The organism is Rothia mucilaginosa (assembly GCF_901875305.1).
Classification (GTDB): domain Bacteria; phylum Actinomycetota; class Actinomycetes; order Actinomycetales; family Micrococcaceae; genus Rothia.
Map to the genome: position 1 here is coordinate 285,054 of NZ_CABFLY010000002.1, position 24,805 is coordinate 309,858.

General features: G+C 60.3%; 19 protein-coding genes. 8 read left to right on the forward strand and 11 right to left on the reverse strand.

The window, feature by feature from the left end; translation table 11 throughout:
- The first annotated feature begins 175 nt into the window (after positions 1-175).
- Positions 176-1,231, forward strand: a complete 1,056-nt coding sequence (locus JX292_RS03330; protein WP_204861434.1) for a glycosyltransferase — start codon at positions 176-178, stop codon at positions 1,229-1,231.
- A 180-nt stretch (positions 1,232-1,411) separates the two neighbouring features.
- On the opposite strand, the gene JX292_RS03335 is transcribed toward JX292_RS03330, so the two are convergent.
- Positions 1,412-2,317 (reverse strand): PIN-like domain-containing protein, encoded by a 906-nt coding sequence (locus JX292_RS03335; protein ID WP_204861435.1) that lies wholly within the window; start codon positions 2,315-2,317, stop codon positions 1,412-1,414.
- A 471-nt stretch (positions 2,318-2,788) separates the two neighbouring features.
- Here JX292_RS03335 and JX292_RS03340 point away from each other — a divergent pair, with 471 nt between their 5' ends.
- Entirely contained in the window at positions 2,789-3,403 is a 615-nt protein-coding gene (locus tag JX292_RS03340) for an ANTAR domain-containing response regulator (protein WP_204861436.1), read from the forward strand.
- A gap of 320 nt (positions 3,404-3,723) precedes the next feature.
- Here the strand turns inward: JX292_RS03340 and JX292_RS03345 are convergent, their stop codons facing one another.
- The 3 genes from JX292_RS03345 to JX292_RS03355 all read right to left on the reverse strand — a co-directional run bounded on the left by JX292_RS03345 (position 3,724) and on the right by JX292_RS03355 (position 5,916).
- Positions 3,724-3,972, reverse strand: a complete 249-nt coding sequence (locus tag JX292_RS03345; RefSeq protein ID WP_204861437.1) for a hypothetical protein — start codon at positions 3,970-3,972, stop codon at positions 3,724-3,726.
- A 38-nt stretch (positions 3,973-4,010) separates the two neighbouring features.
- Positions 4,011-4,517, reverse strand: a complete 507-nt coding sequence (locus JX292_RS03350) for a PaaI family thioesterase (RefSeq protein ID WP_204861439.1) — start codon at positions 4,515-4,517, stop codon at positions 4,011-4,013.
- A 121-nt stretch (positions 4,518-4,638) separates the two neighbouring features.
- A complete protein-coding gene (locus tag JX292_RS03355; protein ID WP_204861440.1) occupies positions 4,639-5,916 on the reverse strand; it encodes a dicarboxylate/amino acid:cation symporter in 1,278 nt (425 codons plus the stop codon).
- 359 nt (positions 5,917-6,275) lie between these two features.
- Here JX292_RS03355 and polA point away from each other — a divergent pair, with 359 nt between their 5' ends.
- On the forward strand, positions 6,276-9,287 hold the full coding sequence (gene polA, locus JX292_RS03360) for a DNA polymerase I (RefSeq protein WP_204861441.1): 3,012 nt from the start codon (positions 6,276-6,278) through the stop codon (positions 9,285-9,287).
- A 737-nt stretch (positions 9,288-10,024) separates the two neighbouring features.
- Positions 10,025-11,479 (forward strand): 30S ribosomal protein S1, encoded by a 1,455-nt coding sequence (rpsA, locus tag JX292_RS03365; protein WP_049334100.1) that lies wholly within the window; start codon positions 10,025-10,027, stop codon positions 11,477-11,479.
- A gap of 173 nt (positions 11,480-11,652) precedes the next feature.
- On the opposite strand, the gene coaE is transcribed toward rpsA, so the two are convergent.
- Entirely contained in the window at positions 11,653-12,294 is a 642-nt protein-coding gene (gene coaE, locus JX292_RS03370) for a dephospho-CoA kinase (RefSeq protein ID WP_204861446.1), read from the reverse strand.
- Positions 12,295-12,353: 59 nt separating this feature from the next.
- On the opposite strand from coaE, the gene JX292_RS03375 reads away from it, so the two are divergent.
- Positions 12,354-13,040: an IMPACT family protein gene (locus tag JX292_RS03375; protein ID WP_204861447.1), complete on the forward strand. Its 687-nt coding sequence runs from the start codon at positions 12,354-12,356 to the stop codon at positions 13,038-13,040.
- A 173-nt stretch (positions 13,041-13,213) separates the two neighbouring features.
- A complete protein-coding gene (locus tag JX292_RS03380; RefSeq protein WP_204861448.1) occupies positions 13,214-14,467 on the forward strand; it encodes a 2-oxoglutarate dehydrogenase in 1,254 nt (417 codons plus the stop codon).
- 257 nt (positions 14,468-14,724) lie between these two features.
- Here JX292_RS03380 and JX292_RS03385 read toward each other — a convergent pair whose 3' ends face one another.
- The 5 genes from JX292_RS03385 to JX292_RS03405 form a co-directional block, all read right to left on the reverse strand.
- A complete protein-coding gene (locus JX292_RS03385; protein ID WP_239653614.1) occupies positions 14,725-15,873 on the reverse strand; it encodes an ABC transporter substrate-binding protein in 1,149 nt (382 codons plus the stop codon).
- A 165-nt stretch (positions 15,874-16,038) separates the two neighbouring features.
- Entirely contained in the window at positions 16,039-17,208 is a 1,170-nt protein-coding gene (locus JX292_RS03390) for an ABC transporter substrate-binding protein (RefSeq protein WP_239653615.1), read from the reverse strand.
- A 91-nt stretch (positions 17,209-17,299) separates the two neighbouring features.
- Complete coding sequence (locus JX292_RS03395) at positions 17,300-18,493, reverse strand: ABC transporter substrate-binding protein (protein ID WP_204861450.1); 1,194 nt, start codon at positions 18,491-18,493, stop codon at positions 17,300-17,302.
- A gap of 30 nt (positions 18,494-18,523) precedes the next feature.
- Positions 18,524-19,498, reverse strand: coding sequence for an ABC transporter ATP-binding protein (locus JX292_RS03400; protein ID WP_204861452.1), 975 nt, complete (start codon positions 19,496-19,498; stop codon positions 18,524-18,526).
- Positions 19,498-20,580, reverse strand: coding sequence for a FecCD family ABC transporter permease (locus tag JX292_RS03405; protein ID WP_239653616.1), 1,083 nt, complete (start codon positions 20,578-20,580; stop codon positions 19,498-19,500). The genes JX292_RS03400 and JX292_RS03405 overlap by 1 nt, the downstream gene beginning before the upstream one ends.
- Before the next feature lie 411 nt (positions 20,581-20,991).
- On the opposite strand from JX292_RS03405, the gene uvrB reads away from it, so the two are divergent.
- Complete coding sequence (gene uvrB, locus JX292_RS03410) at positions 20,992-23,160, forward strand: excinuclease ABC subunit UvrB (protein WP_204861454.1); 2,169 nt, start codon at positions 20,992-20,994, stop codon at positions 23,158-23,160.
- Positions 23,161-23,312: 152 nt separating this feature from the next.
- Positions 23,313-24,092, forward strand: coding sequence for an ornithinee aminotransferase (locus tag JX292_RS03415; RefSeq protein ID WP_239653617.1), 780 nt, complete (start codon positions 23,313-23,315; stop codon positions 24,090-24,092).
- Between the two features lie 104 nt (positions 24,093-24,196).
- Here the strand turns inward: JX292_RS03415 and JX292_RS03420 are convergent, their stop codons facing one another.
- A complete protein-coding gene (locus JX292_RS03420) occupies positions 24,197-24,655 on the reverse strand; it encodes a winged helix-turn-helix transcriptional regulator (protein WP_430538700.1) in 459 nt (152 codons plus the stop codon).
- Positions 24,656-24,805: the final 150 nt, after the last annotated feature.

Here is a 24,805-nt window from a genome sequence, read left to right on the forward strand (position 1 = left end):
CATGTGGCTTCTCGCGGTTAATGCGCGGTTAGCAGGTGGGTAATGACGACAGGCAGCACACGATGTGAAGCTCTGGGATATTCTGAAATTAGAAGATGCGCCAACCCGTCAAACGGTCCCGGGCATCGCACACCGTACAACCCAATTCACCCCACAAATCAGCGAAGGAGCCACCATGGCAGCCACCCTCCCCGGAACCCTCCCCACTGCTAACTACCAGCCCACCTACCGTTCCAACGGCGCCTGCGACGACCTCGCCGCACTCGTTGCACCGTACAGTCTCTCGCGTGCCCAGCTCGCTGAAGCTACCGGTATCGCCGATGAGGCTACTGTGAACAGCTGGGTTGAGCAGTGCTGCCCCGGCCTTGCCGCAGATGTGCCCGTGCCCCTCGAACCCGTGCTGCGCTACCTGGACGAAACCTACCTGCCCGACCCCGCCAACTGGCCCGTCACCAACGCCTACGACGAGTTCGTTCTCGAGAACATCGCCGCACGTATGCTCGCCAGCGTTGTTGCTGACACCTTCGGCGCCGACCGTTCCGGCGACTATCGCGAGCTCCTCGCGCTCGCTGCAACCCTCGTGCTCATCGCCCGCTTCTGGGATGCCCCCGAAGAAGCATTCCTAACCCTGCTCAACGCTGAGCCTACTGCGGATGCAGAAGAGTACCTGCAGGAGGCTATTGAAACTGCTCCCGAGTCGTTGCACCCGCTCCTCACTGAGCTTCTGCTACCCGCTCTGCGTAAGGCGCGCGGTACCTTCACCGCCCCGGAGGCGCAGCTGCTGACCGGCTATGCTCTCGCCGCCGGACGTTACGCGGGCGAGCACCCGCACGAGACGTTGCACAGCATCCACGTTGCGTTTGCCGCGGCAGCGCAGAGTGACGCCCTGCCCGATGCCGACCTGGTTCGCCGTGTTGAAGAGGTCCTCAAGGCTGACTTTTCCGCCGGTCGAACAGGAGGTGCCAGCGCTACCGAGGCTAACTCGGAGCCGCACAGCGTCGTCCTGCCCGGCAACCAGGACGGCTACGAAACCGCCGCGCACCTGATTGCCGCCCTGCCGCAGGCGCACGACGTTATCGCCTTTAGCGCCCTGCCCGGCGAAGGAATCGATGCGCTCGCTGATGACCGCCGTGCCGCCTTCACCCTGTACCTGTGCTACCTGATGCTCGGTGATGACGAATCCTCGGAGGAGCGTGCAGCGGAGCTCTACCGCGCCAACCGCGGGGAGTAGAGCTAGGTTTTCACACCCTGCAAGCACCCCGAATTTGCAGACAGCCTGACCCGGCAGATACCCTGCCGGGTGCTCCCGCTGGTAGACGCTCAGAAGCCACATGTGTTTCGAGAAGCCACTAAAAATGTGGCTTTTCGAAACACATGTGGCTTCTCGAGGTTAAGAGTTGGGGGGGGGGGATTACACCGCGACGGGTTCTTCGGTGCGTATCGCATGGTAGGTGGCGTCGCTGACCGTCACACCGTACTGGTGCGAAGCGAGCTTGAGGATTTCTTCCATCGTGTAAATACGGAACACACCGCCGTCGGTGACCTGCGCGTACTCGCGTAGTAGCTGGCGGTTAGCGAGCTGACGCACCGGTGTGCCGCTGGCAGAGGCGGCACGCACCTCCGCGCTATTGCGTAGCCACAGGTCGCGCACCCCGGCGGTCACGAAAACGCAGTCGGTACCCTTCATGCGGGTCGATGCCTCGGCAAGGCACTGGGTCCACAACGCAAAATCGGCGTCAAAGCTGGTGCTGGGCAGAAGCGGGTGGCCCTGCTTTACAGCCTCGGCGAGCTGCTGATTGTAACGTTCCGGGCTGGGGGCCGCCCCCACATGCCCGGTGAAGAGGCGGTTGAGGCGGGGGAGGATTGTGTCATCTTCGCGGCGGGCCACGTTAATGGAACCGGTATCGGTGGTGGGTTCGAGAATCCTCATGATCTGGGCGATGGAGTGGTCCAGCTGGTGGGTGACGGAACGTAGAGCACTCCAGGGGGAGCTGTTTTCTTCGGGGAGGGTCTCTTTGAAGGATGCGAGGGCGGAGCGCACACGATCTGCGGCTGCCGGTACGGGGGAGGTACCGTCGAGGGCCGCCCAGAATTCCTTAAGTGCCTGGTGGGGGAGGAAAGCATGGCCGCGTAGCTGTGAGAAGGCACGGATGATTTCGTTGCTGAGGCGAGCGGGGTATTGGTAGAGGCTAGCCAATGCGGTGGAGTCAAAGATGACGAGGATTCCGGGGTGAATCGATGATAGGGTGGCGCGATCGAGTTCCTTGTATTCGACGAAGTCGGAGTACAGGGTTCGTGTTTGTCGGGTGATTGACATGTGTCCCCTCCGGGTATGCGGGTATGGTCGGTCAAATGCGGGTGCCGGAGAAGTCGAAGAGAATATCCATTCCAGTGTATCGACCTCCGGGGGCAGGTGAGGGACTTTCTGGACAAATATTTGGTTTATTACATGCGTACCTGTCAAAGACGGGTATTGTTGCAGGTCGAGGCCTTATGAGAGGGTCTGCGAACACCGTGAAATGAGCCGCATGTGGTGTTTGAGTGGGTGTTTATGCCGGTTACTGTTGTAGGTTCCGGCCTTGCTCTTTTGGGCTTCGGATGGGTAATCGCGGATTGTCTCTTGAGGGTTCTATTGGAAGTATAAAACAAAATATGCAGTTCAGTGCAAAATGTATGCGTTGTGTTACGCACATACAGAACATGTAACGGAACTCGTGGGATAGTAGATGAACTTTTGCCTACTCCTGTAGACTTGAAATGATTGAAATTTAATAAAGGAGATAGAGTAATGTCAGAGCTGACCACTCAGAACCAGGCGGAGGAGCAGGCTCCGGCTCGCACCGTCGTCGTGGCAGAGGATGAGGCATTGATTCGCCTCGACATTGTCGAAATTTTGAAGGACCAGGGTTTCGACGTTGTTGCCGAGACTGATAACGGTAAGACCGCCGTTGAGCTCGCTCAGAAGCACCGCCCCGACCTGGTTCTCATGGACGTTAAGATGCCAATTATGGACGGCATCACCGCTGCGGAGGAAATCACCAGGGAACAGATAGCCCCCGTGGTTCTTCTGACTGCCTTTAGCCAGAAAGAACTTGTGGACCGCGCAGTGGATGCGGGTGCCATGGCATACGTCGTCAAGCCCTTCACCCCTAATGACCTGATTCCGGCCATCGAGGTGGCCATGAGCCGTTACGAGCAGATTCGCGCGCTCGAGAAGGAAGTGGGCACCATCCGTGACCAGTTCGAAACCCGCAAGCTGGTGGACCGCGCTAAGTCCCTGCTCATCACCAAGATGAACCTGACCGAACCGGAGGCATTCCGCTGGATTCAGAAGACCTCCATGGACCGCCGACTGTCCATGCGCGAGGTGTCTGATACCATCATCAAGCAGCTTTCCGCATAAACGGCTCCCATCTCGCCACTCAAAACAACGCGATTCGGTGCACTGCCATGGCAACGCGCAAGACGACCAAGGACGAATACGCGTCAATATCCTCGGGTGTTATCCCCTTTGACCCGTGCTTTTGCGCACTTCTCAAGTGACGAGAAACCCGATTGAAAGCACACGCACGACAGGCTAAAGAGACGAGGCAAACACTAAGATTTGCCGGCACACACGCAAGGCGTTAACAAGCGCCCCGACCCCCACAATGAAGCTGGAGGTCGGGGCGCTTGCGCTATATATGATGGATTGCGTTTGCGCGTCGCGGCGGGTTAAGCCGTTTAGCGCAGGTAACGGTTGAGTTCGTCGTCGGAGTCCTGCGGGCCGTTGAGCGGACGCGCGGTGGGCGAACCAGCCCAGAGCATACCAACTGTGCCCAGCATGACGCCGAGCCACCAGAAGGATCCCGGGTTATTCATGGCGGTCACCAAGCACACCAGCATCACGCCGATGGCGATGGGCAGAATAATGCGCTTGGCACGCACAATCTTGGGGTAGCGCTTGAAATAGGGGGTGCGCTCGCGGGCCATGGTCGTCCTTTCGTTGGGGGAGTTCCCTCTACCTTAGCTTAGGCTTTGGGGCGGGGGATGAGCATGTTGGTGATGCGTGCGGTGCAGGTGGTGCGGCCGCGCTCGTCCACAATGTCGATGGAGTGGATGCACAGCGTACGTCCCAGCTTAACTGCGGTGCAGGTTGCGGTGACCAGGCCGGAGACTGCCGGGCGCACGTGGGTGGCGTTGATATCCACGCCGACTGCTACGAGGTCTTCGCCGCCGTGCACGCCGGATGCTAGCGAACCGAGGGTCTCTGCCAGGACTACATTAGCGCCGCCGTGCATCAACCCAATGGGCTGGGTGTTGCCGGCAACCGGCATGGTGGCGACGGCGCGTTCGGCGGTTAGCTCTTTGAACTTGATGCCCATGGCGGGGATCAGCTCGCCCATGCCGCGGGGGAAGTAAGAGTGTAGATGCTCGGGAACGCCGGTCTCAATTAGCTGGGCTTTGATTTGCTCGGGGGTGAGTGTGGTGGGTGCCGCCGCGCGGACGGGTGCGTGCTGCGTGTTGTTTTCAGTCATGACTTCCAGTGTACTCCTCGGTTTTTGGTGTGTTGATCTGCGGGGGAGGTTCCGGGTACGCGTCAGCCCCGCCTCCCGAACGGGGGAGACGGGGCCAAAAACGCTGTATGGGCGGGGAGGATTAGGCGGAGATGGCTTCTGCCTTTTCGATGTCCTCGTCGCGGATTTCCTTATCGGGGTTCGTACCGCTTGCCTTGGAAATGTGCTCGGTCAGGGTTGCGATGGTCGCGTCACCGGTCACGTTGGTCGCGGTGCCCAAGGAATCCTGAGCCAGGTACAGAGCAATCATCAGGGCAATCATGGATTCATCAAAACCGAGCATGGACTGCAGTAGGCCAATTGCGGTCATCACGCCACCACCGGGAACGCCGGGAGCGGCAACCATCATCACGCCGAGTACCAGAATCATGGGAATCAGTGAGCCAAAGTCGGGGTGCTGACCGGTCATGAACAGCACTGCCACCGAGCAGGAGGTAATGGTAATCATGGAGCCGGAGAGGTGAATGGTCGCGCACAGCGGGATGGCGAAGTCCACCACGCGAGGGGAGATGCCAGCCTTCTTTGCCGAACGCACGGTCACCGGGATGGTCGCAGCCGAAGACTGGGTACCGATTGCGGTGAAGTATGCCGGGAGCATGGTCTTGAGCATCTTGAAGGGGTTGCGGTGAGAGACTGCGCCAGCCACCGAGTACTGCAGGGTCAAGGTAATCCAGTGCAGAGCAAAAATCATGAGGAAGACGAAGATGAAGACCGTGAGAATCTTTGCCACCTGACCGGCGAGGGTCATGTTCGCGAACACACCCAAAATGTGCACGGGCAACAGGGGGATAATCACGTAGCTGAGCATCTTCTCAACGATGACCTGGAAGTCCTCAAAGAGGTTCAGCATCGCACGGGTCTTCAGTGCGGTGATGCCCAGGCCCAGGATGAAGGAGAGAATTAGTGCGCTGAGCACGCCCATAATCGGGGTCAGCTCGAAGGAGACGTAACCCTTGGAGAGTGCATTCTCGGGGTTATCGAAGGAGGCGAGCTGCTGGCCCTTCAGGATGATGGGGTAGAGCAGCAGTGCGCTGGCCAGCGCCAGGAAACCAGCAAGGATGCTGGAGAGGTACGACAGGCCCACGGTGATGCCGAGCATCTTGCCAGCACCCTGCGCGAGGGAACCGATGCCGGGCACGATGAAGCCGATAATAATCAGCGGAATCGCGAAGCTCAGGAAGGCGCTGAACACGGTAGAGAAGGAGACGAAGAGCTGCACAATGAGGTCGGTGGGGATGGCTGCACCGGTGGCGTCATTGATGCCGCTAACCATTCCAGGGGTGAAGAGACCGATGAGCACACCCGTGCCGATTGCGATTGCAATCCACAGGATCAAGGGGATTTTTTTGAGTACCTTCATGGGTTCCTAAATGAGGGTTTGTTGTGTGTGGAGCGCAGGGTGCCCTCACCGTGTGTGCGTGTGAATTCTGGGCAGGGTTTTGCCTGTGAATGCACGGGGTGTGGGGGTTTCCTACGCTGGAGGCGATAATTAAGGTTATATATTATCCGGAAACTGTATTACTATCCACCTCACATAGTGTCTTGGGGCACAATATTTGTGAGAAAAACTCACTAAACACACCCCACCGGTACTTATATATGAGGTAAAACTCTTCCCACTCACACGGGCAGTCCGCCATACGGTACAACGCCGGCACCTCGTGCGGCGGGGGTGACCCGCGCCGAAACCCGCGGGACCGGAATCGATACACTAGAGGGGTGACTACTGCGAATAACACCCTCCTGCTCATTGACGGACACTCCCTGGCCCTGCGCTCCTTCTTCGGCATCTACACCATGGCCGAAAAGACCGGCCAGCACATCTTCGTGCGCAGCGACGGCCAGCACACCGAGGCCGTGCACGCCTTCCTCTCCACCCTGCTGAGTATCATCAAAGACAACCAGCCCAGCCACATCGCCGTTGCCTTCGACCTGCCCGGCGGCACCTTCCGCACTGCCGAATACGGCGAATACAAGGGCGGCCGCAACGCCATTCCTGAAGCCTTCAACGGCCAGATTGACCTCATCAAGAAGATGCTCGGCGCGCTGAACATCCCCGCGCTCACCTACGAAAACTACGAGGCCGACGACATCGTCGCCACCCTGACCCGCCGCGGCACCGAAGCCGGCTACAAGATCCTTATCCTCTCGGGTGACCGCGATATCTTCCAGCTCGTCACCGACGAGGTCACCCTGCTCTACCCGGTCACCACCGGCCCCTCCAAGGGTATTCAGCGCATGGACCCCGCCGCCATCGAAAAGAAGGCCAAGGTGCCCCCGCACATGTACCCCGACCTGGCCGCCCTCACCGGCGAGCAGGCCGATAACCTGCCCGGTGTGCCCGGTGTGGGCCCCGGCTTCGCCGCCAAGTGGCTCGGCGAGTACGGCTCCCTGCAGGGCGTGCTCGACAACCGTGACAAGATTGGTGGCAAGAAGGGCGAGGCGCTGCGCGAAAACGTGGATAACGTGGTGCGCAACCGTCGCCTCAACCAGCTCGTCAACGACCTCGACCTGGACGTCACCCTCGAAGACACCGCCTTCACCCCCGACCTGGATGCACTCAACACCTTCTTCGACGAGGTGGAGTTCCGCACCATCCGCAAGCGTGCCGCCGACACCCTCGGCCCCATCGTGCGCGCCGCCGGTTCCGCAGGTGCTACCAGTTCCGCCGCAGAGGCGGGGGAGGAGGGCCCTGCCAAGAAGGTCCCCGCCGGCCCGGTTTACGCACCCATCCCCGTCGAGGCACCGCAGGAGGCCACGGATGCGGTCGCCTTCCGTGCCTTCTGCGCCGCCGCGGCCGAAGAGAACTACGGTGAAACCCCCGAAGGTGCACTCGTCCCCGTGCCCGAACGCCTCGAAGGCGCCGTGACCCTCTACCCGGTCACCAACCTGCCCGTAGCACGCCCCGCCATCGGCGACGCACCCGCCGTCAAGGTCACCAAAACCAAGATCCGCGCCGCCGAAGAAAACCCCGAACTGCTCGGCGTGCTCCTCACCAGCAAGAGCACCAGCCTCTGGATTGACACCCGCAGTATCGACCCGGAACTCGACGCCGCCCTCGCCGCCTGGCTCTCCGACGAAGCCGCCCGAAAAATCGTCATGGACCTCAAGGTTCAGCGCAAACTCCTGCGCGCCTACGGTTACGAACTCGCCGGCGCCGTCGAAGACCCTGCTCTGTCCTCCTACATGTGCGGCTTCATCCCCACCGCAACTCGCAAGCTCTTCTCCGAACGCATGGAAGACCTCGCCGAACGCTACCTGTGGATCCCCAAGGACCCCTACGCGCAGCTGGTCTTCCAGCCCGAAGAAGACGAGGCAGAACCCTCCCTCTTCAGCCTGCCCGGCGAAACCGAACCGGTCGAGAACCTGCGCTACTTCACCCAGGTCAGCCGCATTATTCACGAACTTGCCCGCCTGCTGCACTACGAAATGGAAGAGCACGGCCAGCTGAAGGTCTACGAAGAGATTGAGCTGCCGCTACTGTACGTGCTTGCCGACATGGAGCAGGCCGGCATCGCCGTCTCCGATGCGCTCCTGACCGAGCTACACGACACCTTCTCTGCACGAGCCAACCAGGCGCAGGACGCCGCACGCGCCATCATTGGCGAGGAGGTCGTCACCGAGGATGGCGAGGAGCCGCTGAACCTCGCCTCCATCAAACAGCTGCAGACCGTGCTCTTCGACAAGCTCGCCCTGCCGCACACCCGCAAGATTAAGTCCGGCTACTCTACCGACGCCGAATCCGTCACCGAGCTGCTCTCCAAGATTTCGCCCGAATCCGACGGCGCCGCGTTCCTGGGTGCGCTCATCGCCTACCGCGACAACATCAAGCTCGCCCAGACCGTCGAGGGCCTGCAGAAGGCCGCCACCGAGGACGGACGCGTGCACACCACCTTCCAGCAGGGTGTCGCATCCACCGGCCGACTCTCCTCTACCGCGCCGAACCTGCAGAATATTCCGATTCGTACAGAGGAGGGCCGCCGCATCCGCGGTGCCTTCATCGTGGCTCCCGAGCCCATCGACGGCGTGGAGTATGAGGGTCTGCTCACCGCCGACTACTCGCAGATTGAAATGCGCATCATGGTGCACCTGGCTGCCGACGAGAAGCTCATCGCGGCCTACGAAGCGGGGGAGGACCTGCACCGTTACGTCGGCTCCGAAGTCTTCGGCGTCGCCCCCGAGGATGTCACCCCCGAGCAGCGCTCCAAAGTGAAGGCCATGTCCTACGGCCTGGCGTACGGTCTGTCCCGCTTCGGCCTGGCCAAGCAGCTGAACATCAGCTCCGACGAGGCGGGCGAGCTGCGCACCAACTACTTCAAGCGCTTCGGACGCGTGGGTCGCTTCCTGCGCGGCGTGCTCAAGCAGGCGCACCAGGACGGCTACACCGAAACCATTTTCGGCCGCCGCCGCGTGCTGCCCGACCTGGATTCGCCGAACCGTACCCGCCGCGAAGCCGCCGAGCGTGCCGCTCTCAACGCCCCGATTCAAGGCACCGCCGCGGACATCATCAAGATCGCCATGATCAACATTCACCGCCGCCTGCGCGAGGAGGGTTTGAAGACCCGCATGCTGCTGCAGGTGCACGACGAAATCATCCTTGAGGTTGCCGCCGGCGAGCGTGAAGCCGCTGAACGCGTGCTCGTCGAGGAGATGAGCGGTGCCGCCAGCCTGCGCGTTCCTCTGGATGTGCAGGTCGGCTGGGGTAAGTCCTGGCAGGAGGCGGGCCACTAGGCTCACTGCCTCTTCGGGGTTTCCGCACGGGATGCGCGGCTCTGCTTGGAGAGACGGTGCTCAGCTTTGCTCCGCATGGAAAGACGGTTATCGTCCTCGTTCCTACAGGGGACCCGCCCTCGCTTCGCTTCGGGCACCCTGATGTCACTTTCGGACGATACCGCCTTTCCGCGCTGGGGCACAGTGCGGGTGCGGCCGCGTTTTCCGGATGCGCCCTCAGGGTGTCAGCCCGGACGCTCTCCGCAGCGAAGCAAGGAGGAAGCGGAGCGTCCGGGTGACGGGTGCCCCTGCGTAGGCGCGGAGGAAATATGCGGCGCCCCGCCCCTCCCGTGTTGAGAGGAACGAGGACGAACGCCGTCCCGCAACCCCCATCTCAAAAGCCCCAAATAAGTGGGTAATCTCGGGCGCGCATCCATTGACGACACGCCCGGGATTCCCGTAGACTGTTAATCGCGTGTACCAATGTACGGGTTTTTGCACCCGTTTTACGGGAATAACCTTCCAGAAAAACGAGTTATATCTTCCGTGCACCTGCTGAAGCGTCTTCGCTTCGGTGGCGGTACACATTGTAAGTATCCGTCAGCTCGACGTTTCCTCATCCCAAGTCATGGTGTTCGCGGCCCTATGCCGTGCGTACCGGAGTGAAAAAGTGAGCCGGCCGGCGCCTCCGCACGGGGGAGTCGAACGGCGAACCGGCGGCGTCGACCTATTAGAAATCCAATTGGAGCCCTCACTACATGAGCACCAACATCCCTCAGGTCGCAATTAACGACATCGGCGACGAGCAGGCATTCCTCGAGGCTGTCGACAAGACCATCAAGGTCTTCAACGACGGCGATCTCGTCTCCGGCCAGGTCGTCAAGATCGACCACGATGAGGTTCTGCTCGACATCGGTTACAAGACCGAAGGCGTCATCCCCTCCCGCGAGCTGTCCATCAAGCACGACATTGACCCCTCCGAGGTTGTCGAGCTCGGCTCCGAGGTTGAGGCACTCGTCCTCACCAAGGAGGACAAGGAAGGTCGCCTGATCCTCTCCAAGAAGCGCGCACAGTACGAGCGTGCATGGGGCGACATCGAGAAGATCAAGGAAAACGACGGCGTCGTCACCGGCACCGTTATCGAGGTTGTCAAGGGCGGCCTCATCCTCGACATCGGTCTGCGCGGCTTCCTGCCCGCATCCCTCGTCGAGATGCGCCGTGTCCGCGACCTCGCTCCCTACATCGGCCAGCAGCTCGAAGCTAAGATTATCGAGCTGGACAAGAACCGCAACAACGTTGTTCTGTCTCGCCGTGCATACCTGGAAGAGACCCAGTCTGCAGTCCGCTCCTCCTTCCTCAACGAGCTGGAGAAGGGTCAGGTCCGCGAGGGCGTTGTCTCCTCCATCGTCAACTTCGGTGCATTCGTGGACCTGGGTGGCGTGGACGGTCTGGTTCACGTTTCCGAGCTGTCCTGGAAGCACATCGACCACCCCTCCGAGGTTGTCGAGGTTGGCCAGCCCGTCACCGTCGAGGTTCTCGAGGTGGACCTGGACCGCGAGCGCGTCTCCCTGTCGCTCAAGGCAACCCAGGAAGACCCGTGGCAGGCATTCGCCCGCACCCACGCTCTGGGCCAGATTGTTCCCGGCAAGGTCACCAAGCTCGTTCCCTTCGGTGCATTCGTGCGCGTTGAGGACGGCATTGAGGGCCTCGTCCACATCTCCGAGCTGGCAACCCGCCACGTTGACCTGGCTGAGCAGGTCGTCTCCGTTGGTGAAGAGGTCTTCGTCAAGATCATCGACATCGACATGGACCGCCGCCGCATCTCCCTGTCCCTCAAGCAGGCAAACGAGGGCGTTGACCCCAACGCTACCGAGTTTGACCCCGCTCTGTACGGCATGGCCGCAGAGTACGACGAGGCTGGCAACTACAAGTACCCCGAGGGCTTCGACCCCGAGGCTAACGAGTGGCTGGAAGGCTTCGACGCACAGCGCGAGGCTTGGGAAGCACAGTACGCAGAGGCACAGGCTCGCTTCGAGGCTCACAAGGTTCAGGTTGCTAAGGCTCTCGAGGCTGACGCAGAGGCTGCAGCAGCAGCTCCCGCAGCAGCTGAGCCCGCACCGACCTCCTACTCCTCCGAGGAGCCCGCATCTGCAGGTACCCTCGCATCGGATGAGGCACTGGCTGAGCTCCGCAAGAAGCTGACCGGCAACTAATCTGCCGCTCAGATGAGCACTCATCAGGCGTAATAGCCGATAGGTAACCCCCGCGTGGGGTGCCTAGAGCAGGGGAACCCCCTCATCTCCCGTTTGGGAGGTGAGGGGGTTCTTTGCGTTATCGGGAGGTTGGGCTCCGGGATAGGTTTTGGGTGCCGGGTGTTGAGGGATTTTTAGGCGGTGGTCATTTGCTGCCACACGGTGCGCACCTGCTGGGCGGTCTCCTCCAGCGAGCCGCCATTATCGATAATCCAGGTGGCGACCGCCTCACGCTGCTCGTCGGTGGCCTGCGCGGCGATGCGGGCGCGCGCATCCTCCTCACTCATGCCGCGCGAAGAGACCAGGCGCTGCAGGCGAGTCGCCAGGGGAGTGTGCACCACGACCACGCCCTCAAAAGCGGACGGGTCACCGGTCTCCACGAGTAGCGGAATATCCTCCAGCACCACGCCGCTGAAACTGGGGTCGGACTGCGCCTGCTCCACCAGTTGCGCGGCACGCTCACGAATAGCGGGGTGCACAATCGCGTTCAGGCGCAGGCGTGCCTGCTCATCATTGAACACGATACGCGCCAGGGCGGGGCGGTTGAGGCGGCCGTCCTCATCGAGCAGATGCTCACCGAACACGGCGACCGTGCGGGCGAGCACCTCCTCGCCGGGTTCCATGAGGGAGCGGGAGATAGCGTCCGCATCCACCAGGAACGCACCCTGCTCCACGAAAAGGGAGGCGATGGTGCTCTTGCCGCTGCCGATACCGCCGGTGAGGGCGTAACGGCGCACGGGCTTAGCCGAAGAGGCGGGTGAGGATTGCTTGGACATGGGACGGGGCTCCTGACGGGCTGTGCCACAATAGATAGGTACTGATTAGAGGAGGATACATGCAGGAAGAAACCCGCGCTAACCGCTACCTTGTGCCGCGCGGCGATGAGCCCTATGAGAGCCTCCTCGAAATTAAGCGTAGCGAATTTATCGGTCACATCAAGCGCGTGAACACCGTTGAGGAGGCCCGCGCCTACATCGAATCGGTGCGCAAGACCTACCACGATGCCCGCCACGTGTGTTCGGCGTTCGTGATTGGCGCCGACCGCGATATTCAGCGTTCCTCGGATGACGGTGAGCCCGCCGGTACCGCCGGTGTGCCGATGATGCAGGCGTTGCTGGCGCGTCAGACCCGTGAGGACGGCACCGCTGACCTGTCTGATGTGGTTGCCGTGGTCGTGCGCTACTTCGGCGGCATTAAGCTGGGGGCGGGTGGCCTGGTGCGTGCCTACACGGATGCGGTGGTGCAGACCCTGGACTCGGCGCAGTTCGACTCGCATGAGCGTCTGCGCGTGGGTCAGGTACCCAGCTCGCACGCGGAGGCGGGTCGCCTGGAGAACGATATGCGCACCGCGGGTCTGAATGTGCTGGGCACCGAGTACGGCGCGGAGGGCGCGGACATCTCGGTGGGCGTGTTTGACCGTGTGGAGGAGCTGGCGCGTGCGGAGGAGCTGGTGGTGAGCCTCAGCTCGGGCGCGGCGAGCGTGACCTGGGGTGAGACTCGCTGGGTGGACCTTCCGGCCTAAGGATCTGGCTGTTTCTAAAAATCTAGCCGCTAAGTCACCCGCATAAGCCACCGCAACCCAAAAGAAAGCTTAACCTTAGTTAATAGTTACTCTAACCCTAGTAATTGCCCGTCGTTGTTGATAGGGTGAAAGGAGTGCTAATAGACTCATCCAAGATCTGAGGTCGTGATAGTGTGGCGCAACAGGGCATCATCCCCCATGGACCAGAGGAACCCGCCAACGCAACGGGAAGGGCGGCAACCCTCACCCGTCAGCAGAAGACCGCGGGAGCTCCCACCCAGCTTGAACCGGCGACCGTCGCGCAACTCCTCGACGCTTACCGCAAGCAGAACCTTGGCACCCTCCTGGGCGTACTTACCCGCCGCCCCGGCGAGTTCGCCCGCCAGCTAGGCCGCCTCAGCCGCCTCTTCCCCCAGCACGTGGCGGCTATCGCTGAGGCCTTCGCATCCGTGGGTCGAACGCTACCTCTTGACGAGCTCGTGCGCCTGCACAACCGCTACTCCAATGCCGCCCGCGGTGTGGGGGAGAAGCTCAGCCTCGACAACTCACGGATGCTTCACCTCATCCAGGCTCCGGCGCTCAGCCGTGAGGGGGCCGGGCACCTGCTCATGGCCATCGAACTCTGCATGGCCGGTCGCCTGCACGGCCTGACCGTTTCCATGCCCTCCACCGAGGCGTTTGCCCCCGCCGAACAGTCCCCGAGCCTCGGCTCCTGCAACCCCGCCCTGAACGGTGCCCTCAACGCCTTCGAACCAATCGGGTGGGAACCTTTCTCCCTGAATGGCAGCGAAGTTCTACTTGCTTCCGGTGTGCGCGATATCCCCGACGGCTACGAGCTGTCCCTCTGGCTCCTCGACGACGACTACAGGTGCCGGGCTCGAGTGGAGCGTGGCGCCCCGCGCGTGTGCGTGGCCAGCTTCCATGACGAGGAGATGACGAGCCGCACCGTGGATGCTTCCGGAATCTCAGAGAACTACCGTATCGAGGAGTTCGCTGAGCTGGACTACCTGAACGCCATGGACCGGCAGGTACGCTACGTGGCCGTAACCGCGAAAACGGGAGAACCCCTCCCAACCTCGCTGGATGTTCCCGAGCCTTGGGGCATGGATTCCCTGAGCCCCTTCGTGGACGGGCGCTTTATCTTGCCGGATGTGCGCGCAGCGGAGGTCACCTCCACCGGAGGTCTGCGGACCCGCACCCACAGCGGCATGCTTCCGGTTGTGCGCGCCCCCGGCCGCACCGTGTGCGCGGTGATTGACCTGTACAAACAGCGCATCAACACTCCGGGAGTGGGTATTCCCGCGGGCCTGAGTGCAGAAGACGAGGAACGCACGATGCAGCTGATTTTGAGCGCTCTGAATGGCTACCTGCCGCTGACGAATAGGGCGATGATGAGCCTCGCTGGCGCCACCGTCGAGATTCGTTAACCACTCGGTTCCTCATATCAGCCCCTGACCTGAAGAGCGCAAAATACCGCCCGGTGTCACGGCCGTAGCCGCGATACCGGGCGGTATTCGCACACAGGAATTAATAGAGAGAAGAAGAGAGAAAATCTTGAGGCCCCGCCGGCTTGACTGAGGTTCCAGAGGCTCCACAAGAGCTCTAGACGAAGAGCCTCGGTAGAAGAATCTTGGCAAAGCCGGCGGGGATAGCTACAAAACTAGCGAACTAGCGAGCTGCAGGGCTACTTTGCGGGGCCCTGGCCGTTGATGATGCGCTGCGCCTCATCATCGGTCAGGTTGTAGCCGTAGAAGGTCGAGTAGAACTCGCGGGTCTCCTTGACCAGATCAACATCCTTGAACTGCTCGGGGTGGAACTGCTTAGCGGCCCACAGAATCTGCAGAGCTTCCTCAGCGGAGTAGCGGTCCCAGTTGAAGGTGCCGACCGGGTTCTTAATGATCTTGCCATTCTTTACTGCGGGAACGTCAGCCCACGCGGCGTCAGCCTTAATCGCGTCAACGCCCTTCTGAGCGTCCGCGCCGCCAATGATGATGTACTCCGGCTGCGAGGCAATAATCTGCTCAACCGAGACGTTCTTCAGGTTCTCCACACCGTCGAGGGAGTTGGTGGCGCCTGCCAGCTTCATCCACTCACCAATCAGGGACTTGGAGCCATCCACCTTGGTCAGGTCGGAACCGCCGGAGATGTGCAGAACCTTCGGGTTCCCCTTGACGTCCTTCAGACGTTCCTTGATCAGGTTCTCGTTCTTCTCCAGGTAAGCCAGGTACTTGTTCGCGCGGTCGATAGCGTCGTTGGTGCCGATGACCTCAGCGGTCAGCTCAACGGTGCGCTTCAGGTCAGCGAAGTTCTGGAACTCAACGTGCACGGAGGGGATGCCGGCAGCGGAGGTCTTGGAAATCTGGTCCTTCGAAGAAGCCAGCACAACGTCAGGCTTGTCAGCCAGCAGCTGCTCCATGTTCACGTCGGTGCCCTTCACCGGGGCGTCGACCTTGTCAATACCGGGGTGAACCTGCTTAAACCACTCGAGGGACTTCACAGCGGTGGTGGTAGCGGACAGCTTGTCGGCACCGCCCAGCAGCAGAACGATCTGGTTGTTAGCGTGCCACAGGTCAGCGATGCGCTCGGGGTGAGTCGGGACGGTGACCTCCTTGCCATCAATGTCCTTAATGACCTTGGTGCCGTCACCGTTGTCCTTCACGAAGAAGCTGGTGTGCTTCTGCGCTGAGTTGCTCGATGCCGGTGCTGAGACCGAGGAGGAAGCAGCTGCGGAGGAGGACGAAGACGCGGTGTTAGCGGCACCGCAACCGGTCAGCGCAGCCAACAGCAGGGACGTGGTCAGGGCAATGCCGGTGTGGAGCTTCGTAATCTTCATGGTGTGTCTTTCTGTGGTGTACAACGGATAGTTGAATAACCCGGTGGCGGCCTGGGTGGGGTAGGCGTGCTAGGGATACGCCCTTCACAAGAGATAGGGCACCTCTACCGCATCTCTTGCGTGCCACCCAAACCACCGCCGGAAATCTAAAACGAGCCCGGGGGATTAGGACGCCGGGTTCTGCCCAGCTAGGATGCGCTGGGCGTCATCTTCGGTGAGCTGGTAGCCGTAGAAGGTCGAGTAGAACTCGCGGGTCTCCTTGACCAGGTCAACATCGGTAAACAGCTCGGGATGCAGGGTCTTGCCAGCCCACAGCAGCTGCAGGGCTTCCTCGGTGGAGTATCGGTCCCACTTGAAAGTGCCTACCGGGTTGCGGTACAGCTTGTCATTCTTGACGGCGGGAACGTCCTTCCACGCAGCGTCAGCCTTAATGGCGTCAATGCCCTGCTGCGCGTCAGAATTGCCGACGATAATGGCATCCGGCGCAGAGGCGATAATCTGCTCCAGCGAGATGTTCTTATAGTTGGCCACGCCGTCAATCGAGTTCTTCGCGCCGGCAGCCTTCATCCACTCACCGATGATTGAATTGGAACCGTCGACCTTCGTCACGTCGGAGCCGCCAGCAATGTGCAACACCTTCGGACGCTGGTCATCGCTCAAGGAAGCGGTGCGTTCGCTCACGAACTTCAGGTTCTTCTCAAGGTAGGTAATGTACTTGATAGCCTGCGAGCGCGCCTGGTCGGTACCGAGCACCTCCGCGGTCATGACCACGTTCTTCTTCAGACCCGCGAAATCCTGGAAGCCCAGCTGCACAGTGGTCAGGCCCGCAGCTCGCGCCTTTTCAACCTGAGTTTTGTCAATGGATACCACGACGTCCGGCTTAGCCTTCAGCAACTCCTCAACGTTCAAATCGGTGCCGGAGACAGGAGTGGATGCTTGAGTAATCTTCGGTTGAACCTTCTTAAACCAGGGCATCTTCGAAATCTGCTGGGTAGTCGCCACAATATGATCGGAGGAGCCAAGCAACAGCATCACCTGGTTGTTCGCATCCCACAGGTTTGCGATGCGATCAACGGTAGCGGGTAGCTCAACTTTCTGGCCGCTGTTATCGGTCAGCACACGCGAACCGTCCGCATTGTAGGTAATCTCAACACCGGTGGCGGAGACTAGATCCTTCCACGCCTGAGAGGATGCTACAGACGAGGACGCCGCAGATACGCTCGAGGACACAGAAGTACTCGGAGAGGAGGAAGCGGTATTCGCCGCACCGCAACCTGTCAGCGCCGCCAGCATCAAAGCTGCCGTCAGCGCAATACCAGAACGAAAAGTAGTCATCGTATATCTTTCAAATATGTGTGAAACTCTGAGGAGAATCTCCCCACCGGTAGGGTCCCCACCGGCAGGGGAGAAGCGCCCAGAACAAGGTCTAAGCGGTGTAGCCTTCGGGAGCCTCACCGGCGAGGATGCGCTGTGCATCATCAGCGCTTAAGGAATAGCCAAAGAAAGTGGAGTAGAACTCCTGGGTTTCCTTCACCATGTCAATATCGGTGAACTTCTGAGGATGCAGAGTCTTCGCAGCCCACAGCACCTGCAAGGCTTCCTCAGTGGAATAGCGATCCCAGTTGAACGTGCCGTACGGGTTACGGATCACCTTGTCGTTCTTCACCGCCGGGATGTCCTTCCATGCCGCATCAGACTTAATCGTCTGAACACCCTTCGCGGATGCGTCACCGCCAATAATGATCACTTCAGGAGCGTACGCGGTAATCTGCTCCATAGACACGTCCTTCATGCCTTTCTGATCAGCAGCAACATTCTGACCGCCAGCAATCTTAATCCACTCATCAATCACGATGCCGCTACCAGAGACATTCTGAACCTTCGTGCCGCTACCGATATGCATCACCTTCGGGCGCTCGCTATCGGGCAGGTCCTTCAGACGTTCCTCAATCAGCTTCAGGTTCTTCTGCATGTACGCGTTGTACTTCTGGGCACGCTCATAGGCGCCCTGAGTACCTAGAACTTCCGCCGTCAGATTCACCGTCTGCATCAGGCCGTTCATATCGCTAAAACCCACACGTACGGCGGTCAGTCCCGCCTGGCGCACAGCCTCAGCCTGCTTCTCGCTCGACACCAGCACCACATCGGGCTTAGTGGCCAGCAGAGCCTCCATATTGAGGTCGTTATTGGCGGCAATCGGGGCCGGAACCTTCGTAATATCCGGGTATACCTGACGGAACCACGGAATCGTCGTCACGTAGTGAGTAGTTGCACTAAGCTTCGGGGCGCCGCCGAGGGTAAGAATCACCTGGTTATTCGCATGCCACAGGTTTGCCACACGCTCCGGAGTGACAGGAATCGTCACTTCCTGACCGTCAACATCCTTAATGACCTTAGTGCCGTCGCCGTTATCCTTCACGAAGAAGCTGGTGTGGTCGGTAGCCGCAGCCCCGTTGTAGCCGTTCTGAGCGCTCGCAGATGAAGAAGCCGACGCGCTAACTGACGAAGAAGCCGAAGCAGACGAAGACGAGGTGGTATTCGTTGCGCCGCAACCGGAGAGCACCAGCATCAACGCAGCTGAGGAAAGGGCAAGAGCCGAGGTGAGGCGGGAAGAAGCCATGAGAACTCCTATGAATGTGTGAGAGGGAACCTATGAATCGAGAGTGGTAATGTGCACGCTGGAACGCCCCAGCTCCGGTGAATACACCACCGACAAATCTGTGGCGAAGGTGCGAGAAAGAACATCGCTCGTGAGTACCTCGGATGCGCGGCCCGTCAACAGCTGAGCCGGCGCATGCGCAGATACCTGCGGCGCTGCGTCTGGCGCGGTGTCTGGCGCGGTATCGGGTATATCGTGTGCGCTAAGCAGGGCGACGGTCGCATCCAGAATGAGGGCGTGATCCGGGTTGTGGGTCGTGAAGATGACCCCGTACCCGGCATCGCGCAGCTGCCGAATCTTCCGCAGAGCCTTCGCCTGATTCGCCACATCGAGGGCGCTCGTCGGCTCGTCCAAAACGATGAGCGGGGCGTCTTGCACCAGGGTTCGGGCAATACCCACCTGCTGACGCTGACCGCCGGACAACTGATCCAACGGGGAGCGCGCCAGGTCGAGTAGACCCAGCTCCTCCATCACGGTGTGCACCTGCTCACGGTCACGGCGCGAGGGTGAAGAGAACAACCCGATATAGGGTGCGCGACCCATCAGCAGGTACTCGGTCACGGTGTAGGAGATGCCGCGCCCCTCCATCTGCGGAAGGTAGGCGATGCGGCGGGCACGCTCAGTCGCGGTCAAAGAATCCAGCGGCTCACCGCCCAGGCGGACGGTGCCCTCGGTGAGCGAATGCAAACCAATCAGGCAGTTCAACAGGGTGGACTTACCCACACCGTTGCGGCCCAGAATGGCGAGGACCTCACCGCGTCGCACCTGCAGGTTCACGTTGCGGAAAATCCAGCGGCTGGAGCGGTTCCCGGAACGGTGCAGACCGGCGCTGCGGCGATTGATGCGCCCGCCCCGGTGACCGTAACGGAAGCCCGCATCGTCCAGGCGCAGCAGAACCTCTGCGTTCGCATCCGCGCTGTGCTGAATATCGGGGCTGTGCTGAGTATCAGGAATGGAAGACGACATTACTTCACCCGAACCTTTCCAAACAGCAGCAGTACCACGTACAGGGGGGTGCCAATGAAGCCGGTCAGCACGCTCAGAGGCACCTCCGCACTGGTGAGGCTACGGGCCAGGGTATCGACGAACATCATGAACGAAGCACCCATCAGAACGGACAGCGGCATGAGCTTGGTCGTGTCACTACCGACCAGCAGGCGGCACAGGTGCGGAATGACCAAACCCACCCAAGAAATCGGGCCGCCAATACACACGCTGGTCGCGGTCACCAGGGTTGCCAGCAGAATGGTGATACCGCGGGTGCGGGTCAGGTTAATGCCGAGGGTGCGCGCCTCATCGTCGCCGAGCGAGAGGATATTGATGCGCCAACGCATCGCCAAGAGCAGCAGGATGCAGGGCACCGCCACCAACGCAAACTGGGTGAGTGCCTCCGCGCGTACGTCCTGCAGGGAGCCCATCTGCCAGAACACGATCTGCGCCAGCTGAGTTTCAGGGTTTGCAATGAACTTCAACGCACCCAGCGCGGCGGTGCCAAAACCGCCCACAATCACACCGGAGAGCACCAGCATGAGCGTGGACTGATTCTTCAACAGACGCGGAATGCTCACGGTCAGCAGTACTGCCGCGAGGCCGCCGGCGAGGGCGGAACCCTGTATGGCGATGCTCGTGCCCACACCCAGCAGAATGGCGGAGGCGGCACCCACCGACGCACCCTGAGAAACGCCCAGCAGGTACGGGGAAACCAACGGGTTACGGAATACCGCCTGGAAGGTAGCGCCCGCAATGGCGAGGGCGGCACCGATGAGCCCGGCGGCGAGCAGACGCGGAATGCGTACGGTCAGTAGCATGTTTTCTGCGGGCTTGTAGACTTTCAGGTCCATGCCGAACCAGTTCTTGCCGAGAATGCGGAAGAGCTCGTCCAATTCGAGCGGGTACCTGCCGGTGACCAGGGAGAGGTAGGCGACGCCCAGCAGAATGATGAGGGCGATAAGTATTACGAGCGGGTAGGAGGAAGCGAAGAAGGAACGACGGTGTTCGTTCTTGGTGGTTGGTGCGCTGGTGGAGGTCACCTCCGTAGTCGTGCTCATGGAGTCCTTCCGTGTGCTCTTGCGGTCCCGTGTTGCGCGTGTATGCGCTCTTAACATATGTGAGCCACATCAAAGAGGCAAAGGGTGTGGGTGCGGAGCGCCCGTCATAAGTTGTTATACGCAGTTGCTTATCTTCAGCGATGTGGATGCTTATACGCAGTGATGTATGCAGGGGCGGGGAGCTTCCGTCACGAGGCGTTGATTTAGAGGATTATTGCGCAGAAAATATTTTTTGCGTGAGGGTGCATATGACGTGCTTGCGAATCTCTTAGCTTACGCAATCTGTCTTTTATGAGATTGAACACTTTCATGGTGATGGCTTGTTACCTGTCGTGTCTGGAGCTATTGCGCCAGCAGAAAAGGGTGACCAATCCTAGGGCGCATCGGGCGGCTTTCCCCTAGGATGGATACATGAGTTACGCACCCGAAATTAACCGCATTGTCGCCCCCTTTGAGGTGGTCAGCCCCTTCCAGCCCGCCGGCGACCAGCCGAAGGCTATCGCCGAGCTCACCGAGCGTGTTCAGAACGGTGAGAAGGATATTGTGCTGATGGGTGCTACCGGTACCGGTAAGTCGGCGACCGCAGCCTGGCTGATTGAGGCGGTGCAGCGTCCGACCCTGGTGCTTGTACAGAATAAGACGCTGGCGGCGCAGCTGGCGAATGAGCTGCGCGAGCTGCTGCCGAATAATGCGGTGGAGTATTTCGTCTCGTACTACGACTACTACCAGCCTGAGGCGTACGTGCCGCAGACCGATACGTTCATTGAGAAGGACTCCTCCATCAATGAGGAGGTGGAGCGTCTGCGCCACTCGGCGACGAACTCCCTGCTGACTCGCCGTGACGTGGTGGTGGTCGCGACCGTGTCCTGCATTTACGGCCTGGGCACGCCCGAGGAGTACATTAAACAGATGGTGACTCTGCGTCGCGGTGAGGAGATTGACCGCGACGAGCTGCTACGCCAGTTCGTGGCGATGCAGTACGCGCGTAACGACATGGACTTTCACCGCGGCACGTTCCGTGTGCGCGGCGATACCGTCGAAATCATCCCCATGTACGAGGAGAACGCGATCCGCATTGAGTTCTTCGGTGATGAGATTGAGGCGATTTACACCCTGCACCCGCTGACCGGCGAGGTAATTCGCGAGGAAGAAGAAATGTACGTCTTCCCCGCAAGCCACTACGTTGCCGGCCCGGAGCGCATGGCGAAGGCTATTACCTCCATTGAGGATGAGCTGCGTGAGCGCCTGCAGACCCTCGAATCCCAGGGCAAGCTGCTGGAGGCGCAGCGTCTGCGCATGCGCACCACCTACGACCTGGAAATGATGGAGCAGATGGGCTTCTGCAACGGCATCGAGAACTACTCGCGCCACATTGACGGTCGTGCCCCCGGTAGCGCCCCGAACTGTCTGCTGGATTATTTCCCGGATGATTTCCTGCTGATTATTGACGAGTCGCACGTGACGGTTCCGCAGATTGGCGCCATGTACGAGGGTGATATGTCCCGCAAGCGCACCCTCGTGGAGCACGGTTTCCGCCTGCCGTCGGCGATGGATAACCGCCCGCTGAAGTGGGAAGAGTTCCTGGAGCGTATCGGTCAGACGATTTACCTTTCGGCGACCCCCGGTAAGTATGAGCTGTCGCAGGCTGACGGTTATGTGGAGCAGATTATCCGCCCCACCGGCCTGGTCGACCCGGAGATTGTGGTCAAGCCGACCAAGGGTCAGATTGATGATCTGCTTGAGGAGATTCGCGTGCGCGTGGAACGTGACGAGCGCGTGCTGGTCACGACCCTCACCAAGCGCATGGCGGAGGATTTGACCGAGTACCTGCTGCAGCACGGCGTGAAGGTGCAGTACCTGCACTCCGACGTGGACACCCTGCGCCGCGTGGAACTCCTGCGTGAGCTACGCCTGGGCACCTTCGACGTGCTGGTCGGCATTAACCTGTTGCGTGAGGGCCTGGACCTGCCCGAAGTGTCCCTGGTTGCGATTCTGGATGCCGATAAGGAAGGCTTCCTGCGCTCGACCACCTCGCTGATTCAGACGATTGGCCGCGCGGCCCGTAACGTGTCCGGTCAGGTGCACATGTACGCCGATAAGATAACGGATTCTATGCGCGTGGCGATTGATGAGACGAACCGCCGCCGCGAAATTCAGCAGGCGTACAACCGTGAGCACGGCATTGACCCGCAGCCGCTACGCAAGAAGATTGCCGATATTACGGATGTGCTCGCCCGTGAAGAAGAAGACACCCGCGAGCTTCTGCAACAGCGTAAGAGCGGTAAGAAGGGTGCTCGCACCGTGAAGGCGGGCGCGAAGACGGGCTCTTCGACGGCTTCGAAGATTGCCACGAGCACCCCCGAGTCGGAGGAGCTGCTCGCCCGTGCGGAGGCGCGCGTTCGTGCCGACGGCCTGGCCGCAGCCCCCGCCGAGGACCTGTTGGACCTCATCGAGGAGATGAACGAGCAGATGCGCCTGGCTGCGGAGAACCTGCAGTTTGAGTTGGCGGCGCGTCTGCGTGATGAGCTTGCCGATTTGAAGAAAGAGCTGCGTTTGATGAAGGAGGCGGGGCACGCCTAAACTTGCCTTTTTGGGCGTTGACCTGCGGTTTTTCAGATGAGATAATTCATTACCATTGGTTTTCTTAAGGGTGCAGATACATGCTGTACACTAGCAAAGTGTTTTACGTGTCAAATAAAACCGTGATGCATCCGAATGATAAAGAAAAATCTGTGACTACTGTGAATCAATCTCCAGACGCACACGCCACGGGAGCTCGTTCTGTTACCCGCCGCAACCTCACCCGCGGCGCGCTTTGGGCTGTGCCCACTATTGTCGCCTCCACGACAGTGCCCGCATTCGCTGCTTCGGCTGATGATTGCAAGACGGTACACGGCCCGGACTTCACCCAGGTCGGCGGCTGGATGATTACCAACCCCGCCAGCGGTGCCCTGCGGTCGCGCACCAAGAACAAGCCCGTGACTGCGCCGGTCACCGGTCAGGCGTGGTGGTCCATGGAGAGCGCAACCTCCCCGAACCCCGCAACGATCCGCCTCATGTCCGTGTACGAGGCGACTCACGGCCCCGAAGGTGACCTCAACCTGAACTGCGGTGAGTTCGTGATGACTTACAACGTCTCCGCTCTGGAGGCGACGACCGGCACCATGCACCTGCACCCGTCCATGGACATTTACTTCTTCTCGCCCGAGGGTGAAATCATTGACCGTCAGATCTTCACCACTGACCCGACCGGCAAGGCAACCGTCATGACCCGCAGTGGCAAGACTCAGACCGTTCAGGGCCAGGTCATTCCGTTTGCGTCGAGCGTGAACGATCAGGCGACCGGCATCTCCGCGCGTTTTGCGTTGCGTGGCAATAAGCTCATGGAAGGCATGTACCAGTTCGAGGTGGTTATTACCGTCCCGACGATTCGGGAGAACGGTACGTTGGATACGAACAAGCAGGTGAACGCGATTGCTTTCACCCCGCCGACCTTCTACATGGTCTCCTAAGTTCAACACGGTCTCCTAACTGAATGAAATATAAAGGTAGCCCTCCCCGTAAATAGTTCACGGGGGAGGGTTACCTTTATGTGGGCTTGCTGTGCGGTGCCTTTTTACATGTCGCCGTTTTCTAGCGCGGCGTCGTAGCGCTCGCGGGCTTCAAGTACCGCTTGCATATTGTCCTGCGCCCAGTGGCGCAGGGCGGTCATCGGCTCAATGAGGGTCGTTCCGAGTGCGGTCAGTTCGTAGTCCACACGTGGCGGAACGGATGCGGTGACCCGGCGTTCTATCAGTCCGTCGCGTTCCATGGAACGCAGGGTCTGGGTGAGGACCTTGGGGGAGACACCCTGAATCATCGCCTTGAGTTCGCCGAAGCGGGCGACCGGCTGTTCGGAGAGTGCCGCAACAATGAGCGGGGTCCACCGGTCGGTGAGGTGGCGCATCACGGTGCGGGAGGGGCAGGCGCTGGCGAGAATATTGGCGGGCAGGTCGTCCTGCGGGGTGCGGGTGGTTGCTGCGGTTTCGTGCGTGGTTGCGGTTTCGCGTGCGGGGGAGGTGAGCGTGATGGTCATAGCTGCTGTCTTTTCAATCTGCTGAGGGGCTGTTTATGGGGGTGGTGAGGGGTGCGAAAAATATTTTTAAATATTTTCTCAAACCCCCAATAGTTACCTTGAGGTATCCGGTTTCTAATAGATACTATAAAACTATCACGCGGAACGCCG

Coding starts and splice junctions, on each gene's coding strand:
- JX292_RS03420 (WP_430538700.1), bottom strand. CDS start 24,655: ATGACCATCACGCTCACCTCCCCCGCACGCGAAACCGCAACCACGCAC.
- uvrB (WP_204861454.1), top strand. CDS start 20,992: ATGAGTTACGCACCCGAAATTAACCGCATTGTCGCCCCCTTTGAGGTG.
- JX292_RS03385 (WP_239653614.1), bottom strand. CDS start 15,873: ATGAAGATTACGAAGCTCCACACCGGCATTGCCCTGACCACGTCCCTG.
- JX292_RS03340 (WP_204861436.1), top strand. CDS start 2,789: ATGTCAGAGCTGACCACTCAGAACCAGGCGGAGGAGCAGGCTCCGGCT.
- JX292_RS03400 (WP_204861452.1), bottom strand. CDS start 19,498: ATGTCGTCTTCCATTCCTGATACTCAGCACAGCCCCGATATTCAGCAC.
- JX292_RS03395 (WP_204861450.1), bottom strand. CDS start 18,493: ATGGCTTCTTCCCGCCTCACCTCGGCTCTTGCCCTTTCCTCAGCTGCG.
- JX292_RS03405 (WP_239653616.1), bottom strand. CDS start 20,580: ATGAGCACGACTACGGAGGTGACCTCCACCAGCGCACCAACCACCAAG.
- JX292_RS03330 (WP_204861434.1), top strand. CDS start 176: ATGGCAGCCACCCTCCCCGGAACCCTCCCCACTGCTAACTACCAGCCC.
- JX292_RS03350 (WP_204861439.1), bottom strand. CDS start 4,517: ATGACTGAAAACAACACGCAGCACGCACCCGTCCGCGCGGCGGCACCC.
- JX292_RS03355 (WP_204861440.1), bottom strand. CDS start 5,916: ATGAAGGTACTCAAAAAAATCCCCTTGATCCTGTGGATTGCAATCGCA.
- coaE (WP_204861446.1), bottom strand. CDS start 12,294: ATGTCCAAGCAATCCTCACCCGCCTCTTCGGCTAAGCCCGTGCGCCGT.
- JX292_RS03345 (WP_204861437.1), bottom strand. CDS start 3,972: ATGGCCCGCGAGCGCACCCCCTATTTCAAGCGCTACCCCAAGATTGTG.
- rpsA (WP_049334100.1), top strand. CDS start 10,025: ATGAGCACCAACATCCCTCAGGTCGCAATTAACGACATCGGCGACGAG.
- JX292_RS03390 (WP_239653615.1), bottom strand. CDS start 17,208: ATGACTACTTTTCGTTCTGGTATTGCGCTGACGGCAGCTTTGATGCTG.
- JX292_RS03335 (WP_204861435.1), bottom strand. CDS start 2,317: ATGTCAATCACCCGACAAACACGAACCCTGTACTCCGACTTCGTCGAA.
- JX292_RS03375 (WP_204861447.1), top strand. CDS start 12,354: ATGCAGGAAGAAACCCGCGCTAACCGCTACCTTGTGCCGCGCGGCGAT.